Below are 17,109 nucleotides of genomic sequence, written 5' to 3'. Positions count from 1 at the left end.
GCAAGTTCTACTTTAGATTACTCAAATTAGTTTTGCTTCGCAACAACTATCGCTGCATGCAAATTGCTTCCTCTCCAGATTCTTCATGCTTCCAGACTGACCTTTGTTCTTCAGGATTAACCCTACTTGTTCTTTAGGATTAATCTCCGTCTCGCGGTGCCCCAATGGCCGGCAAAGCGGGAAGCCTCGCCTCCTCTCGGATACCTGTCTCGCCAAGATCCGCTCGGTCGGGGAAATTAGAGCGAGACGCCGAAAAGTATGCGCGCTTTCCGGGCGACATCCCCTCCAACTTTTTTTCAGAGATTGATTTAGTTTTCTGATTGATTCGACCTGAAATCGTCCCAGCTCCAGGGAGACCGTCGCCAGGATTCGTCAGAATATGTCAGGTTGCGATGCTTTGCTCCTGGCTAGCCGGTATTGGAACGCCTCGTGCCGGGAAGTGTCGCGTCGGAAGGAGCCATGTCGCGGGCCGATGGAATCGGCGGCGCACCCAAACCGAGCTCCGCCATGGCGGATCCCGCAACGGCGCGCAACTGCTCAGGACGGTAGCGCAGCCGGGTGAAGGCCCGCATCAGCAGACCGCAACCCATACGATAGGCAAGATAGGGGGTCCTAGAGCGTCCTGCGACAGAGAAGAGCCCGATTGCATTCCGGATCCGCGCCCAGAAAGGACCGACCCGCCGGCCATCGGCCAGGTACCCGCCGTAAACCTGCATCCCGGGCGGCAGGTTGTCGAAACTCGCCCGCACCCTGCGCACCTCCTCACTCGGATCGACCTTGGCCGCTGCAAGCGTATTGTAGATCGGACCTGTATAGAGCGGCCGGGTATGGGTCATCGGCACCTCGTCCACGATCGCGGCGCGAAAGGCGGGATCCTTCATCAACAAGGCCCAGACAAGGTCGGTTCCCCAGCCGGAGTAATGCCGCTCGAAGATCGGAAGAATGCTGCGTAGATAGGACGACTTGATGCAGCAGGCCATCGATTCGAGGAAGGTGCTGTAGCGCAGGCGGAAGCCCGGCATACGCAAGATTATGGGATAGGAGAAATAGCTCTCCAACGTCATCGCCGGCTGAGCCATGGTAAGATCATATTGCACAGCGATCTCGAACAATCGATTGATATCGGCAGCCTTCAACAGCAAGTCATCGTCCGGCAGCATGATATATTCATAGCGATCGAAAAGTTCCGGGCGGGCCCTGAAGTGACGGACGATGCTGTCCCATTTGGTGCCATAGTCGAATACGGTGGGCAGATCGCCGTCCTGGAACAGGCTCTCGTCTTTGCCGTAGGAGTTCAGCTGCAGATCCCACGTCCGTAAGACCGAGCTATCCGTGAGCCACCCCTTGTGCAACGATTTGTCCCCGACGCGGGCGAGGACGAGAAAGCGTCTGTTTTCAAGGTGCTCTTGTTCTTTTTTCTGCTCCAATGATTCCAACATTTGATCCTTCCATTGTTTGGCCTGGCTCGGATAAGCGTCGAATGCTGCGATATTTCTATCTGTGGGCAGTGCTATTTCCCTTCACGGCGTTGCGGGACACTTTCTTGGAGAGAATAACGCCTGCAAGAGACCAATCGTCGACCGGTTGCCAGCTTCCAGACGATAGGACAGTGCAGCGCGTGCTCGCTCGTTTGGAAGCAAGGCAGTTAAGATCAGGAACACCGTTATCACGGCTTTTGTACTCAACGGGCAGTATGCTGCGATCCAAAGGCGCTTGAGCAACCGCGACAGATTTGCCGCCGATATGCGTCGCCCCTCGGCAATCGCAAGATAGAAATGGTGTTCGAGATAGAAATACGTGTCTTCGGGGGAGACAAGGCCCTGCGCCTGGCCGCGCCGCGACAGAATTCGGCGCAAGTGGTTCGCACGGTCCACGAAACGGCTGAGATCGCGCTTCAGCAACTGAGGATCCAGCGGCGACCCGAAACTTGAATCATTGCTGTCGTGAACACGATAAAGCCCCAAGGGTTGGGAAAGACTGACAACCTCACCCATGAATGGGGCAGCAAACAGGATGACGCCATCGACCGCGCGGTCGTAATGCGCTTCCTCGAGAAGATAGCAGATGTCGCGCCTGAAGACGTTTCCGGATGTTGGCGGCGTCGTGTAGACACTCTCCCGCAATATCTCGTCCACAAGCTGACGACCGCGAAAATCCCGTAGTGATGGAACCGGATCGCCAATGACATTCCCGTCGCTGTCAATACGCATCAAGGGAAACTGCAGCTTTGCGACGTCGTGGTCCAGCTTCGATAGGATCGTGGCGAGGGAACCCGGCAGGAGTTCGTCATCTGCATCGAGAAACATCACGAACGGCGCGCGTGTTTTTTTGAGACCGTAAAGACACGCTTTGCGTTGCCCGCCGTTTTCAGTCTGGTAGGCCGCCGCACCCGAATTTCGAATAACATCCCAAGACGAATCCGTCGAGCCGTCGTCGATAACCACGAGCTCGCAATCGTCGCGGCCCTGAGAGGCGACGCTGTCGATCGCACGTCCGACATAGTCCTTGTAGTTCCAGCAGGTGATGATGACGGCAAGTCTCGGGTCCGACATGCTACATCGACCTTACGTTGGTTGTTTAGTCTTCAAAGCTGCGCCGGTCGTTAGGGCAGCGGCCGGTCTGCTTCGTTTTCGGCGGGTCACGTCCGCGCCTTATTGATCACGGTGCCGATGACATGAGCGCTGGCACGCCCCAGACGTTCCAGCATTTCCTTGACCTCGTCCGTCGTCGTCCGTCCTGCCGTTGCAACGACCACCACCGCATCGGCGTACATTGCAAGCGCGAGCGCATCCATTGAGCTGTCGAGGTCAGGTAGATCTAGGACCACATCGCCGTTTTCCCGCGCGGCAGACAGTATTCGCAAGACATGGGGATGATGGAAATCGGCAACGAGATTGATATAGGGGTTCTTCGAACGGATCGGCAGAACGGCGATGCCGTCCAGTGTTTGAAAGGCGAGTTGGTCGGGATGCGAGCCGAACACCGCCGCGTCTGCCAGAGAGCCCGCGGGATCGGCGAGTGTATCATCAACATCATGGCTGTTGATCGACGGTGCCTTGAAGAGTGTCACATACCGGCCGCTGCTGCGGATCAGCTGTGCCAGGCTGGAAGAGAGTGCCGAAACCTCGTCGCGGCTTCTTGAGCCCACGAGCGCAATGACAAGGCTTTGCTTGTTGCGTTGCGACGCGCAGGCGATATCGATAGCCGTTCTCATGTCACGAATAGCGACCGCATATTTGTCGGGCTGATTGTCCGTCTGCCACTCAATACCCTCCCATTTGCCTTTGTCTGGAACGCACGCCAGACATGCAACCCCCGTGTCCTGCATCAATTCTTTCGCGCCTCGGACCCTGCGGTCAAAAACGAGACCGAACGCAATGGTGGAAATGCCGCAAAACAGCCCAAGAAGGCCGCCCAAGGCGGTAATCAGGGACGAGCGCGGACCGGAAGGCCCCAGGGGCGGTAGGGCGGCGCCAATGACGCGGACTTCGGAATCGGGCGTCGGGATCGCCGGCAGCAAGCCTTGTCTCATGGCTTCTTTTGCAGCATCGACCTGCGCGTTCAACGCATCGAGGCGACCTTGCAACGCATCCGTTCCCGTCCGCGTCAGTTGCTCCTTGGAGGCCACTGATTGGAGAATATAACCAGAGACAATCGCATTGGCGATGCGCGCGGGCAATTCCGGATTAAAGGAGGTATAGTCGATTTCGATAACATATGACTGGCCCACCCTTCGTGCGTAGACCTTGTCAATGAATGCTGAAAATGCTGCCTGATGAGCATCATTTTCAAATTCGGCGCTGGTTTCACCCCCATTCGTTGCGGCTCGGGCACCTTTGGCGAATTCCCTGGTATCAACTCCCATCAGCGATCGGACGAAACTTCGAGCGCCCGTGAGGAGAACGTCGACCGGGCCAGGGGGCTGCGGTTTGAATTCCGGATTATCCGCCAAATTCAGGCTTTGGAAAACCGCAGAGAGCAGGCGCTCCGAGCGTATAATCTGCAACTCGCTGTCTGCCCTGTTCGAGTCCAGGAATTGCTGCGCGACCGCATTCTGACTGGGGGCCTGCCGCGACTCCAGCAACAGCGTTGCGGTGGCGTTATAGGTACGCGGCAGGGATTGGGCGTAAAAGGCAGCCAAAACCATGCCGGCAGCCGTGCAGAAGATAAGTCTGGTCTTGTGCCGCCAGGCAAGCACGCTCATCGAGCGCAAGAGAGCAATTGGCCCGTCGCTGACATTTTCCGTTGAAGCGCCGCCCACGGGCCATATCCGTAAAGCGCGCTCGATAGGCCATGGATCGTTAGACATCCCCCTGCACCTACTCGATTGGCTGTCCGATGACGTTGAAGATCGGGATCGCAGCAGCGCGCTCAGGTTCCACACGGCCTCGCAGCAGATCACCAATCGCGATTAAATTTCCCTTGAATCGGCCGCGTCTGTCGATAAAAGGCTCGGGCCACGCAGACAGAGCTAAGTTGCTGGCCATGTTGCAAAAGATATGATCTGCGACTTTTCTACCTGTCATCGTACCTTTGCCCAACATGTAGATCGGATTGACGATTTGGGAATAACCCAGGCGCTCGCCGCTCACTCGGCCGCCCTTGACACCCATATGGACCCCAAAGGCTTCCGCGCACTTGACGAGCCGTCCGCCGCGCTTGGAAAGCGCCGCGCCAAAGTCCCGATCCTCAAGCCAACCGTAGAGAACCAGCCGCTCATCGAAACGAGTTTCGCCGATCGCCGCGACGCGAAAGGCCATGTTGCAGCCATAGGGACTGTATGGCTCCGTCCAGCAGCGGCTGTTGCCGCGCGGAGCCGAACTCAATCTCGCAAGCGCCTCCTCGAATTCAATTCCTGGACCCTTGATGCCATCTGCAATCACGCTTCCGGTCAGCCCCACAACCTGGCTCTCGTCACGGAAGGCCTCGATCGCTACGGCCAGCCAGTTTTTGTCCGCAACGAAGTCATCATCAAAAAATGCGACGATCTCCGTGCCGGGCGGCAACCGTGCCAGGGCGGCATTGCGCTGCGCGGCCAGCCCTGGCCGGCTCCTGACCACCATCACCTCCGGCTTTCCGGCAAGAGCGCCGGCGTCCGTGGTCTCCACGCAGGAAACAATTACCGCATCGGGCTTGGCGGTTTGCGTGGCGAGCAGATGGTTCACCGTCGCACCAACGATTTCCGGCCGCCCCCGTGTGGCGATAACCACCGCCGTGCGAAGAGGGGCAGGCCGGCTTGTTACACAGCGAGCCGTTTGCCTCGTTGGCTGCTCAAGCAGATCCAGATAGCCGCTTGCGGTCTGTGACCAGGAAAAGCGACGAACCTGTTCGAGCCCCCGTCCCGCAAGCTCGCTTGAAAGCTGGCTGGACTCCTTGATGTTGCGGATGTGCGCTATCCATTCCGCCGGATCAAAGGGGGAGGCCAGCAGTGCTGCGTCGCCGCACACCTCAGGCATGCTGGCGCATCGCGCGGCGACGACCGGGCAGCCTAGCGCCATTGCCTCGATGATAGGAAGGCCAAAGCCCTCTGCCAGCGAAGGAAAAGCCAGGCACAAAGCCCTCTGCAGCAGATAGGCGAGATCGTCATCCGAGACTCGCCCTGTGAAGTGAACATTCGATCTCTGCTGCAGTGCCGTCGAAAGATAGATCCCGGCACTGCCGCCGGCGATAACAACGTCAATTCCCAAGGCGTCCAAGGCATCGGCAGCTTTAACAAGGAGACCGAGGTTCTTATGTCGTGCGCGAGAGCCGAGCGCTAGGATATATTGCCGGTTTCTCGGCAAAATCACTTCCTCGACGAGCTTCTTTGCAATCTGTGCACGCGACGGCTTCCAGCCAAGCGCATGTTCATGACCATTTGGCAACACCACGATATCGTCGATGTGAATTGGCAGGTATCGTGCGAGCTGGCGTGCAGCGGCGTGAGAGACAGTCGCGATGCGTGCGCACCGGCGCGCCAACAATGGCTGCAGGCATCGGTAAACCGTACGGAACGCCCGACTATAGCTTTCCGGGGTTGAATAGATATGCGTATCGTGAATGCAGACGATTTGATCTGCCTTGAGAGCAGGCGCCGTATTGCAGAGGTTTAAGAGGCGTCCGCTCCACCGGACAGGCAGGTCAATTTGCTCCCAAATATGACCCGATAAATGCCCTGACTTGACGAGCGGCAATCGGCGAAATCCCGGATCCTGCACCCGTTTTGGCGCCAAGATCGGTATTTCCTTGTCATCCGCAAGAATGGCATCGAGAGCCTGGAGCACGTTGAAAGCATAACGTTGCACACCGGTTTCATTGTGCGAAAGAAAGCGGCCATTGACTGCAACATCTTTGGTGGAACTCATACCGCAACTCCGTGATAGCCGAGTGTCGCCGAGAGTTCCATCTGTCCTTTGATCGTGCAGAGCTCGGTATCGCCGACGGCGGTGCGGCGCCCATTTCCGACGTGACCGGACCGGAGTATGTGGGGAAGACGTGATTCCAACGGATAAATCCTGGCTTCGTATACCCGAGTTCATATGAGACGAGATCCTCGACCTGGCGCCCATGGACGCCAACCCAGTCGAGATAGTCGCCCGCGAAGGGTCAATAGCTGCCACGAGCGCGCAACACGGCCGGAATTGTTTTGGCCATGATCACGATGTCACCTCCAAACGAGCGCTCTGCAACGTACCTCGCATCGAGTTCGACACGTTTGCTATAACTGGTATCGCTCCGTCCGCTCACCTGCCAAGGACCGGTAAGGCCAGGACGAACCTTGATATAATCTGCAAAGTGGTTGCCGTAGAGCTCCACCTCGGCTGCAGCAATAGGGCGAGGTCCGACCAAGCTCATCTGGCCGAGGATGACGTTCAAGAGTTGCGGCACCTCATCAATACTGCTTCTGCGCAACACGGCGCCCATCGGGGTGACGCGGGGATCGTTCTTAAGCTTGCGGGTGGCTGCCCACTCTGTTCTTTCTTGCCCATTGGCTGAAAGATATCGGGTCAGCACTTCGTCAGCGTTAGGAACCATTGTTCGAAACTTGTAGCAGGAGAACAGAACTCCGTTTTTGCCGATCCGCCGGTGCGCGATGAAAATCGGACGCCCCTGGACCAACAGCAGAAGCACAATGACCATCACGATCATTGGCAGCACAGCGATAAGAGCGATCGTCGCTACGATCGTATCGAGGCCGAACTTTAAGCAATCTGATAGGAACCGGGAGCTTTCCTCGCTCACAACCGCTCGTCGGTTTTGCCCTCCCCGGAGCGGCGGCGTCCCGCCTATCTTGTCGACATCCTGGCTGACATTGATGTCTCTCATCTTCATACTCCTCGCTTAATCCGAAAGTATTATATACTGGCCAGAAGTAGTATGTATGGCAGACTGCAGCCCCAACTGTAATTTAGACTAACAATTAGCAAATTGTTTGACAATAGATTTGTTGCACTGCATAATTAACGGATGTCATCATCCACATGGCTGTCGTGCTTGTCCTTATATACTAAGCCGATAATTCGTTGTGATAGCTGGCATATTTCTTCCTAAGATCAACCCAAAAACGCAATACCATGGGCAAAGGAAGTATAATCTTCAGTAACATTCATGGTGTTATCGCGGCTTGGAGGGATCCATGCGGGTAGCAATCGTTCACTACTGGCTGGTAGGCATGCGCGGCGGTGAAAAAGTTCTTGAAGCTCTTTGTAATATTTACCCGAGCGCTGATATTTATACGCATGTCTATGATTTGTCCGCAGTATCGGAACCCATTAAGTTTCATAGGGTTAGCACAACATTCATTGATCGCCTGCCATTCGCAAAGAGAATGTATAAAAAGTATCTTCCACTGATGCCGATGGCTCTGGAGCAGATCGATCTGACGGACTATGACCTTGTAATCAGTAGCGAATCTGGTCCTGCGAAAGGAATTATACCTGCCGCGTCCGCCGTCCACATCTGTTATTGCCACTCTCCGATGCGCTACATATGGAACATGTACAACAGGTATTACGGCGACTCCGGCACTATGACGAAGCTGATGATGCCGCCGCTGGCGCACTACCTCAGGGCCTGGGATGTCGGAACGGCCAACAGAGTGGACAATTTTGTCGCGAACTCGGCTACCGTCGCTCGTCGTATCAAATGCTATTATCGCCGGGAATCGGAAGTAATCCATCCGCCAGTCGACACGGAGGGATTTCGCCCTGCCCCTCCCAATGAGGTAGGAGACTACTATTTGATGGTCGGCGAATTGGTGAGCTACAAACGGCCCGATCTTGCCGTCGAGGCCTTTAACCGATTGAAGACCAGGCTCATTGTCATCGGTGGCGGTGAAATGCTGCAGCGGCTCCGCAAAATGGCAGGGCCGACTGTGACGGTCATGGGATCTCAGCCATTCGAGGTCCTGAAGCACCACTATGCGCATTGCAAAGCATTGGTGTTTCCGGGCGAAGAGGACTTCGGAATCGTGCCGGTCGAAGCCATGGCGAGTGGCCGCCCGGTTATTGCATTTGGACGCGGCGGAGCCACCGAGACCGTTGTGGCAGACAAGACGGGAACCTTCTTTGCCACCCAGACCGTTGAAGCGTTGATCGATGCGGTCGAGCGCCTCGAAAAAATGGATCTCAATCCGGCCGATTCCGTATCCCGGGCATCCGAGTTTAGGAGCGAGGTTTTCGCCGAGAAGTTCCAGTCTTTTGTCAGCAGGTCGATGCCTCAGCAGCCATCTCGACCTGCCTTTGGCGTTTTCGAGCAAGGCTATCGTGCTGCAGTCGGCTGATTTGGAGTGAACCGCATATGCGATCTGATGCTTCAAGATGTGTGAAAGCTATGCCGGCGAGGGCCACGACCGCAGTTTGGCACAGCTTTTTTTCAGCGTGCAGGTGTTTGCAAATCGCTGCACTCACGACCCTCACACTAGTTGCTTCCGGTGCGATGGCCGAGGACTACGTCTTAGGTCCGCAGGATACACTGAAAATCCGCGTCTTCGAATGGCGCCCAAGCTCGGGGACTGCGTACGAGTGGGTGCCTCTGACGGGAGAGTTTGCAATATCGCCGGCTGGCAATTTGTCGCTTCCTATCATTGGCGCGTTACCAGCTGCGGGCAGGACACTGGAGCAGGTTGCGGACGCCATAGGAGAAAGCCTGCAGCGGCAGATTGGGCTACAAAAACGCCCGAATGCCTCAGTCGAGGTGTCGGAATACCGACCCTTTTTCGTTACGGGCATGGTGACCAATCCCGGAAAGTATAGCTACAGCCCAGGTCTCACCGTCGTTCAGGCATTGAGTATGGCAGGAGGATTTGGCTCAAGGGACCCCGACATCATGGGTCTTCAGCGCGATGCGGTGGCCGCTGAGGGTGATCTGCGTACGTTGGAAATTGAGCGTTTGGGCCTGTTGGCTCGCCAGTCCCGTGTCGATGCAGTCTTGAAAAATGAGACTAAGGTCACCTTTCCACCGGAGCTCACGTCTCGGGCGGAAGAGCCGGCAATTGCTCGAATGATCGAGGAAGAGCAAGCACTGTTTGATACTCGTCAGCGCGCGCTGAATAGCGAAATCAGCGCACTGAGTCGGGCAAAGGTTCTCGCCGAGAACCAAATCGAAACGCTGAAGTCGAAAGGATCGACGCTTGCCAAGCAGCTTGAACTGGCCAACAAAGATCTGGAATCTGTCAACAAGCTGATTTCACAAGGACTGACGATTTCCGCCAGACAGCTTGGCGCCAATCAGAATCTTGCAGACTTGGAGAGCCGGAGTCTTGACGTGTCGCTGGCGATGGTAACGACGCAGCAGGACCTGGCAAAGTTGGATCAAGACACCACAAATGCGATTGACCGTTATCGTACGACCACGCTTACGGAAGCGGCAGACTTGCGCGATCAACTAGCGGCGAATCTGGAGAAGACGCGGACAGCGCGAGCGCTGCTCAGGAACATTGAGATTCGCGCTCCCGCACTCGTCGCTATGGCAACGGAGCCAGCATTCGTCACCAAAATTGATCGAGTCGTCGATGGCACTATGCAGACGATGCCGGTTGCTGACAATGACCCGGTTGCGCCAGGCGACGTCATTCGAGTGGAGAAGTTGCGGGATGCGTCCTCTCCCTCATTGACCTCGGCCAACAACCTCGGCGGACCTTAGCGTCATCTCTCGCTTTACTTCAAGATTGCCCGAGGAGCTCTTGAAGGGAGGCGATTTCGACTTGCACGAAGACAATTATTGCGTGATAACTAATCTACTGTGATAGCGCAGTCAGTTGATTGGAGTTAAATAATTTTGATGGCTTGGACCGTCGCTATTTCATTCGCAGTCGGCGCTCTGTGCGGGCTGAGGGTACCCGTTTTAATCTTTACCCTGTTGGTACTCTTAGTGATGAGCGTCTTTGCTGCCGCGAGCATAAGCACAGGGCATCCAGTGCTGACGACGGCGATGTGGGCCTTTTTCTACGGGGCCGTTCTCGAAGCTGGTTACGCTGTGGTGCATGGGCTGCTTTACCTCTTCTATGTCAAAGCCCGCGCCAAGGACAGAGAACCAGGAAACTTAAAGATCAGATCCAAGTTTCCCGCAGACTGATGGGAGCCTATGTATGTGCGCCATCAGGGGCGGCTTTACGGTAGAGACCCATCACACGGTTCGGACCCTCGTCCGCTCCCATTGATTACTCTCCCGCGACGTTTTCCATGCAGTGCCTGTCGGATTGCGCTTCTTTTCTCCGCTTTGGACCGATCAAGCTGCACAACGCAACACTTCGCCCAGCAACAATCGTATCTCCAGTGATTGCCACAATAACGGCTATCTTTTCTGCTGGATTATGAATCGCCACGGGTAATATTTTTGTGAGCGATATGAGAAATCTCGCTCCTCTTGGACTAACAAATCACAAAAAGATGACTTAAGTCCTTCCTGTTTTATCTGCTTATACCATACGACATCGATTGTACTGCTCAGGATGGTGTATATCTATGGAGGTAAAAGCAGAGATGCTGGATCAGAAACGGCTTGCAGGACAGCGCCTCAAGATACTCTACATCCAACCTGGCACATCCTCCTTTGCGGGCATCGAAAGGGTCGTGGACTCGATATGTTCGAGCCTGATGGACAAGTATTCAGACCTGTTCGACGTGGACGTCCTTTACACATCTATTCACAACAACAGGCCGACAGAACGACGGAAATATAATGAAATTGAAGCTGTTGCACGCAGCAGAATAGATCTGATGCTGAAATTTAGGCGAGTTATCGGGGCTAAGGATTACGATCTGATCGTAGTGCCGCAGATAGAGCCGACCGTGATTTGCATGGCCTCCTGCATCGGGATGCGAAGGAATTTCGCAGTTCACCTCCATGGCAATCCGCGACTGGAGCGCAGTCACATCAAGGCAAAGATCCTGTTCCTGATGATGAAGCTGTTCTTTTTGCGGCGCATCGCATCGGTGTTTGGCACGTCTCCACGGCAGCTCGCTGCATTCAGGACCATGTTTGGAAGCCGGACGCCAGATTATTGGTTGCCCAATCCCGTTCGGAAATTCGATCTCGGCCAAATAGAGACGCGATCGCAATCTGAGATTGTCTTTGTCAATGTGGGGCGGTTTTGCTTCCAGAAGGGCCAGGACATTCTTCTGAACGCATTCTCTGCTCTTTATAAGGTCCGCAAGAACGCCAGGCTGAAGATCGTCGGCTATGGCGCCGGCGAGGTCAGCATACGCGAAGATATCAAACGCCTTGATCTTGAAGAGGCGGTCGTCATAGAGCACCACCCGGACAACCCTCATCTGGCGCTGTCGACCAGCGACGTATATGTCTCGACGTCGAGATGGGAAGGTTGGTCGCTTGCGATAACCGAAGCACTAAGGTTCGGCCTCCCTGTTATCGCAACGGATTGCGAATTTGGCCCGAGCGACATTCTGGTTGACGATCGTTTGGGGCGCCTGGTGCCTATCGACGACAACGATAAGCTTGTCGAAGCAATGATTTACTACTGCGACAACTTACGACCCGAGCGGATGCACGCGACGTTCAGGCAGGGTTATGTCGACAGATTCAGCTCCGAACGCGTCATAGATGTGCACGCCGAGGCATTGTTCGCAGCAAGTGGAGTTCACAGCACACTGGCCGCTGTCTGAAGGGGATTTACGACAATGTCACCGATCTCTCGTCGTAACTTTTTGATGGGCTCAGCCGGCATATTTGGACTGGGTTGCGGCTTGTGGACTTATTCTGCAGCAAGGGCCGACACAGAGGATCCAACAGTCGGTCGAACGCTCGCTTTCGCCGATGACTTCAGCACGCTTGATTGGTCAGTTTGGGATGCCGGTCCAAAACCGACAAAGTCAGATCCGGGCTTCTACGGAAGATCGGCATTTGCCAGGGCCACTGGCCAGGAGGGCTTTAATCCCTACGCCATCGTCGACGATCCAAAGGCGATCGACGGCAAGGCTCTTCAGATATCGGCCAAATATATAGGGCGAAAGATGAATGTTCCGCACTATTACGGCAATGATTCTGCCGAATACCAGTGGATATCGGGCAGTATGCAGACTGCGAAGATCGACGGGACGATACTGAAGGGCTGGCGCCGAGGCTATTTCGAGACAAGAATGTTGTTTCCCCGGCATCCGCTTACCTGGCCTGCTTTCTGGATGATGAACGGACGCAGCATCCTTTACCCGCAAACGAGCATTGAGCTCGACGTTGTGGAGCACAAGGGTTGGGAGCCCACCTTATACGGGGCCTATCTACACGAATGGGGCAAGCCGGGTGAGCATCATGAAGGAACCGGGGTTCCAACGAGCGTGGACATGACGGAGGAATATTGCCGCTACGGCATTCTCGTGACGGATACCAACTGCACACCTTTCTTCGAACGCCAGCCGATTATAGATACGAAGACGGGGCGTCCGGCCGAATGGACGATCACGCGCGCCAAAGAGGTGGACGCGCTTGGTGACGTCTTCTGGCCACTGCTTACGCTCGCCTTGCGCTCTGACGTGCCTTATCCGCAAGACCTGCGGCAGGAAGACATGCTCACGCATATGCGTGTCGACTATTTTCACGCGTACTCTTAGAGCAGTTCCAGGAAAAGTGCGAAACGGTTTCCGCTCGGAATTTCGTAAAAACAGAGAGTTAGAGCGGGATTTATGCCGAAAACCGCTCACACTTTTTGGCACCCCGCTACTGCATGTATCCTTAAATCGGAACCGATTTAAGGATAAAAACATGCAGCAATTCAAAGTGCTACAGCGACCTTTGTGCGTCTGATGCGATGCACGGCGCTGTAGCCGCGAGCATGGGACGCGACGGGCAGTTGCCTTTTGAAATCCTTGAATGATCTCAAGTTTCCCGAGCCACTGAAGTCAGGTCAGTGCTGATGGATTGCGACCGTTGGCCCTCGGGTTGCGGCACGCAACAAGCCAGTCCCGCAAGGATAAAGAACTGTAATCCGAGATCGACCGTTGCGCCGGCGACCATTGATCCAACCAGAAGGCACAAACAACCATTCCGGGCCGAGAGCCGAACATCCGATGCATAATCACGCGGGGTTCCGCGCCGTTTCGACAGAGCGGAAATGGCGAAGAGAAAGAAGAAGGTCGTTCCCGGCACGCCGACATTCGAAAGGAGCGCCAGAAGGAAATTGGACGTGCGGTTGGTACCCAGGCCAACGCCCAACCCTGATGAAGCCAAGAAGTTTTCGTAGGCATGCATGTTCCAGGATCCACGCTCCATGGCGGAAGCAGACGTGGTCTTGCTGAAGATCAGCAGATCCAAATAGTCGTAAACCCAGGCGTATATCGTTTCACTGAGGATAACGATCAGCGCGACGGCAATGACGATGGGCGGCGTGAACAGAACGACTGCGGAGCTGTTGCGGCTGCTCTTATTTAGGCCGGACCGGGCGATTGCCGTTCCATACAGGAGCAACAGGCAAAGCGGTAATGCGAGAATACCGACGGAAGATGTTGACCGAGCGGTAAGGACGATCGAAGCCAGGCAGAGAAGCCCAGTCCAGCCCGCACTTCGGCCACAAAGCCACATTGTCCCCGTGAATCCAATGACGCCAAGCGTCGATCCCGCGAAAGCGGATGCCTCGGGCCAGGAACCGACAATGCGTTTGAGCCCGCCCACGACAACATCTTCATGCATCGCGTACTGCGCGTTGCGGATAAATTGCAGCAAATCTTGGCTGCCGGTTGCATAGGTGGCGAGATCAAGTAGCGCAAATGCCGTATTTGCGAAGCCATAGCCGACAAGGCCCGCAGCGATTGCTTGAATGCCCGAGCGCGTCGAACCGACCGCAATGATCAGCAAAAAGCAGAAAAGATCTGCGGTCAGGTAAATCACTTGGGTCAAATTGCTGGACACCGGGCCGAGCGGCACAGTTCCGCTGTCGCTCGCCGGATACTCCGAGACGCCCAGCGGTATAATTTCCATTGTGCCGGCGAACAATCGTGGTGAGAACAGGCCCGTGGCGGCACCATAAACGAGGAGGCAGGCAAACCAGAATCCCGGCTGCGGAAATGCCAGAGCTTTCAGTGCAATCCCAAATTTTTGCCAATGAGACAAAGTGGCAAATGCGAGAAACATAAGGAACAGGTGGGCGGGCTGGATGCTTGCGGAGCCGACCACGATTGCCGCCGCTGCTCCAAGGACGGTAAGTATCACAAAAGTGAAGACGACTGGGCGAAGTCCGGCCAGCAGACAACATAGGCCGACGAGTATCGTTGCGATGCCGACTGGCTCTAAGCTCATGGTGCCTCGCGGATCAGGACTCGGGCACCCTGAAGGTCAACGAACCTTGTTATTGACCACGACGATCTTTGCCCATCTGCCTTTGATAACAATAAGGTATAACAGGAATTTTAGAAGTGAGAAATAAGCCTCGGTTTCAGCTGGGATGACGTCAGAACAGGGGAGTTTCGGCTAAAGCCGGACAGATGGCAGAATGGCAGAGTACCGCAGCTGAAGGCCGACCATTGACGGCTGAGCGCATACGCGGTGAGAACACTTTGTTGGAAGATGTTCACGCTTGCCGAGGGATGGAGATCTCCGCGGAAAGCCCGCCGTCTTCCCGATTGCGCAGCCTGAGTGCGCCGCCTATCGCAACAGCTAGCTGTTGGGCGATGGCCAGGCCCAACCCGGTCCCGCCGGTTCCCCGGTTTCGGGATTGTTCAAGCCGGAAGAATGGCTGCATGACAGCTTCGAGCTGGTCTTCCGGAATCCCCCGGCCGCGGTCGAGTACCTTGATGACGATCTGCTCGTCGGCATCTCTCTGCACGCATATCTCTGCGCTGCCGCCGAACTTGAGCGCGTTATCGACGAGATTGGTCAGGATGCGGCGCAGCGCGTGAGGTCGGGTTACTATTGCACCATCGATCTTTTCGGTCACCTCTACAGCCTTGCCTGTGTCCTGGTAATCATAGGCAAGACTCTCGATGAAAGAACCGATGTCGATGCGAGCTGACTTTTCGCTGTTGCCATGGGCGCTGCGCGCATAGGCCACGCCTTCCTTTACCAGACGTTCGATTTCGCCAAGATCCTGAACCAGCTTTTCCTTTTCGACCGAGTCCTCTGCGATTTCGGCACGAAGCTTCATCCGTGTGATCGGCGTTTGCAGGTCATGGGAGATGGCAGCGAGGATCTGGACTCTTTCCTCAAGATAATGCGCGATACGATCGCGCATCGCATTGAAGGCCGTGGCGGCATAGGCGACTTCCCTCGGTCCCGTTTCGCTCAGCCGTGGCGTTTTCTTGTTCGGATCAAGCGTATCGGCGGCCCTGGCGAGGTTTACCAGAGGACGTATCGCCTGGCGGACAGCAAACCAGCTGCAGAGGACGAGAAGAACGAGCTGTGCGACAAGAACATAGGGCAGCCAGTCCGCCAACGGCATGACTCCGGCAGGGTTCACGTCGATCGTCAGAGGACTTCCATCGCTCAAGGTCAGATGCGCCTGAAGGCGTTTGCCGTCACCGGGTATGGACTCGACCCGGACAGGATAATTCTGGCCGACGGCCTGTTGTATTTTCGCGGCGATCTCGGCATCGCGTTTTGGCAGTTCGGCGACGCCGGCGAGCCCCGTGCCCAACACAAAGCGATAGCTGCCCCGATCGAGCCGATCCACCAATTGCGCCCGTTCGTGCGCCGGCAGGCGGTCCAGAATGGCAATCGAAGTCGCGACGTCATTTTCAAGCGTGCCGAGCATGACCGCCTTGGCCGCCATGTAGCGTTCCAGAAACAGAACGCTAAAGGAAAGACCATGGGCAATCGTCAGGCCAGCAAGGAGGATCAGGAACAGCCTTGCTCCCAGAGTGCGCGGCCAAGGCCGCAAATGCCGAAGCATTGCAACCGCATTCATTGGCGAAGTTCCGAAATTTCGACCGGCATCGAGAAGACGTAGCCCTCGCTGCGGACGGTCTTGATGTAGGTCGGCTCTCGCGCATCATCACCCAGACGCTGACGCAGCCGGCTCACCAAAAGATCGATGGAGCGGTCGAACAGTTCGGCGTCACGCCCCTGCGTGAGGTTCAAGAGCTGATCCCGATTGAGGACGCGCTGGGGATGATCGATAAAGACGCGAAGCAGGCGATATTCTGCACCACTCAGCGCTATTGCCGTCCCATCCCGATCGAGCAGGTTTCGACCGATCGTGTCAAGTTGCCACTCGCCGAAGGCCAATAATTGGCCGACCTCCGTCACCTGAAGATTTGGAGGAAGCATGCGGGTCCGGCGCAGAACTGCCTTTATGCGTGCCAGAAGTTCGCGCGCGGCAAAGGGCTTTACCACATAGTCATCCGCCCCCATCTCCAGGCCGATAATGCGATCCGTCTCATCATTTCGTGCCGTCAGCATCAGGATCGGCGTCGCCTTGTGTTTGCCGGCGCGCAGTTCGCGGCACAGAACCAGGCCATCATCGCCCGGCATCATCACATCGAGAATAATGAGATCGACGGCGTTGGCCTCGAGGAATGACCGCATGTGCCTTCCATCTGCCACGACAGTCACGCGCAGGCCATTCTTCTTGAGATAGCTCGAAACCAGTTCCCGGATTTCGCGATCGTCATCAACGATCAGGATGTGATCGATATGGTCCATTATAAGGTGCCTTCAGTTCGTGCAGGACGGCGCAGCCGAGAC

General features: G+C 55.8%; 13 protein-coding genes. 4 read left to right on the top strand and 9 right to left on the bottom strand.

The features are described from left to right. Positions 1 to 407 precede the first annotated feature (407 nt). The 6 genes from AAE029_RS00995 to AAE029_RS00970 form a co-directional block, all read right to left on the bottom strand. Entirely contained in the window at positions 408 to 1,439 is a 1,032-nt protein-coding gene (locus tag AAE029_RS00995; RefSeq protein ID WP_371070918.1) for a DUF707 domain-containing protein, read from the bottom strand. Between the two features lie 81 nt (positions 1,440 to 1,520). Then, the gene (locus tag AAE029_RS00990; protein ID WP_371070917.1) at positions 1,521 to 2,552 is read right to left on the bottom strand and encodes a glycosyltransferase family 2 protein; all 1,032 of its coding nucleotides are present in this window, start codon (positions 2,550 to 2,552) and stop codon (positions 1,521 to 1,523) included. A gap of 86 nt (positions 2,553 to 2,638) precedes the next feature. Then, on the bottom strand, positions 2,639 to 4,204 hold the full coding sequence (locus AAE029_RS00985) for a Wzz/FepE/Etk N-terminal domain-containing protein (protein ID WP_371070916.1): 1,566 nt from the start codon (positions 4,202 to 4,204) through the stop codon (positions 2,639 to 2,641). 115 nt (positions 4,205 to 4,319) lie between these two features. Next, on the bottom strand, positions 4,320 to 6,344 hold the full coding sequence (locus tag AAE029_RS00980; RefSeq protein ID WP_371070915.1) for a glycosyltransferase: 2,025 nt from the start codon (positions 6,342 to 6,344) through the stop codon (positions 4,320 to 4,322). After that, a complete protein-coding gene (locus AAE029_RS00975) occupies positions 6,341 to 6,484 on the bottom strand; it encodes a hypothetical protein (protein WP_371070914.1) in 144 nt (47 codons plus the stop codon). Before AAE029_RS00975 ends, AAE029_RS00980 begins: the two co-directional genes overlap by 4 nt. 101 nt (positions 6,485 to 6,585) lie before the next feature. Further along, on the bottom strand, positions 6,586 to 7,305 hold the full coding sequence (locus AAE029_RS00970; RefSeq protein WP_371070913.1) for a sugar transferase: 720 nt from the start codon (positions 7,303 to 7,305) through the stop codon (positions 6,586 to 6,588). Positions 7,306 to 7,615: 310 nt separating this feature from the next. Here AAE029_RS00970 and AAE029_RS00965 point away from each other — a divergent pair, with 310 nt between their 5' ends. The 4 genes from AAE029_RS00965 (at position 7,616) to AAE029_RS00950 (ending at position 13,046) form a co-directional block, all read left to right on the top strand. Then, positions 7,616 to 8,761, top strand: coding sequence for a glycosyltransferase (locus tag AAE029_RS00965; protein ID WP_371070912.1), 1,146 nt, complete (start codon positions 7,616 to 7,618; stop codon positions 8,759 to 8,761). Between the two features lie 155 nt (positions 8,762 to 8,916). Further along, entirely contained in the window at positions 8,917 to 10,122 is a 1,206-nt protein-coding gene (locus tag AAE029_RS00960) for a polysaccharide biosynthesis/export family protein (RefSeq protein WP_371070911.1), read from the top strand. 821 nt (positions 10,123 to 10,943) lie between these two features. Beyond that, the gene (locus tag AAE029_RS00955; protein ID WP_371070910.1) at positions 10,944 to 12,104 is read left to right on the top strand and encodes a glycosyltransferase; all 1,161 of its coding nucleotides are present in this window, start codon (positions 10,944 to 10,946) and stop codon (positions 12,102 to 12,104) included. A gap of 45 nt (positions 12,105 to 12,149) precedes the next feature. Continuing rightward, positions 12,150 to 13,046, top strand: a complete 897-nt coding sequence (locus tag AAE029_RS00950) for a 1,3-beta-glucanase (RefSeq protein ID WP_371071519.1) — start codon at positions 12,150 to 12,152, stop codon at positions 13,044 to 13,046. Positions 13,047 to 13,311: 265 nt separating this feature from the next. Here the strand turns inward: AAE029_RS00950 and AAE029_RS00945 are convergent, their stop codons facing one another. The 3 genes from AAE029_RS00945 to AAE029_RS00935 form a co-directional block, all read right to left on the bottom strand. Continuing rightward, the gene (locus AAE029_RS00945; protein WP_371070909.1) at positions 13,312 to 14,604 is read right to left on the bottom strand and encodes a hypothetical protein; all 1,293 of its coding nucleotides are present in this window, start codon (positions 14,602 to 14,604) and stop codon (positions 13,312 to 13,314) included. A gap of 394 nt (positions 14,605 to 14,998) precedes the next feature. Further along, positions 14,999 to 16,330 carry an ATP-binding protein gene (locus AAE029_RS00940; RefSeq protein ID WP_371070908.1) on the bottom strand — a complete coding sequence of 444 codons (1,332 nt, stop codon included), beginning with the start codon at positions 16,328 to 16,330 and terminating at the stop codon, positions 14,999 to 15,001. Continuing rightward, a complete protein-coding gene (locus AAE029_RS00935; protein ID WP_371070907.1) occupies positions 16,327 to 17,067 on the bottom strand; it encodes a response regulator in 741 nt (246 codons plus the stop codon). The genes AAE029_RS00940 and AAE029_RS00935 overlap by 4 nt, the downstream gene beginning before the upstream one ends. Positions 17,068 to 17,109: the final 42 nt, after the last annotated feature.

The sequence above is a fragment of the Sinorhizobium sp. CB7 genome (genome assembly GCF_041357635.1).
Classification (GTDB): domain Bacteria; phylum Pseudomonadota; class Alphaproteobacteria; order Rhizobiales; family Rhizobiaceae; genus Rhizobium.
This window is presented reverse-complemented; position numbering and strand designations above follow the sequence as displayed.

Coding starts and splice junctions, on each gene's coding strand:
- AAE029_RS00950 (WP_371071519.1), top strand. CDS start 12,150: ATGGGCTCAGCCGGCATATTTGGACTGGGTTGCGGCTTGTGGACTTAT.
- AAE029_RS00955 (WP_371070910.1), top strand. CDS start 10,944: ATGGAGGTAAAAGCAGAGATGCTGGATCAGAAACGGCTTGCAGGACAG.
- AAE029_RS00985 (WP_371070916.1), bottom strand. CDS start 4,204: ATGAGCGTGCTTGCCTGGCGGCACAAGACCAGACTTATCTTCTGCACG.
- AAE029_RS00970 (WP_371070913.1), bottom strand. CDS start 7,305: ATGAGAGACATCAATGTCAGCCAGGATGTCGACAAGATAGGCGGGACG.
- AAE029_RS00940 (WP_371070908.1), bottom strand. CDS start 16,330: ATGAATGCGGTTGCAATGCTTCGGCATTTGCGGCCTTGGCCGCGCACT.
- AAE029_RS00965 (WP_371070912.1), top strand. CDS start 7,616: ATGCGGGTAGCAATCGTTCACTACTGGCTGGTAGGCATGCGCGGCGGT.
- AAE029_RS00960 (WP_371070911.1), top strand. CDS start 8,917: ATGGCCGAGGACTACGTCTTAGGTCCGCAGGATACACTGAAAATCCGC.
- AAE029_RS00935 (WP_371070907.1), bottom strand. CDS start 17,067: ATGGACCATATCGATCACATCCTGATCGTTGATGACGATCGCGAAATC.
- AAE029_RS00995 (WP_371070918.1), bottom strand. CDS start 1,439: ATGTTGGAATCATTGGAGCAGAAAAAAGAACAAGAGCACCTTGAAAAC.
- AAE029_RS00980 (WP_371070915.1), bottom strand. CDS start 6,344: ATGAGTTCCACCAAAGATGTTGCAGTCAATGGCCGCTTTCTTTCGCAC.
- AAE029_RS00990 (WP_371070917.1), bottom strand. CDS start 2,552: ATGTCGGACCCGAGACTTGCCGTCATCATCACCTGCTGGAACTACAAG.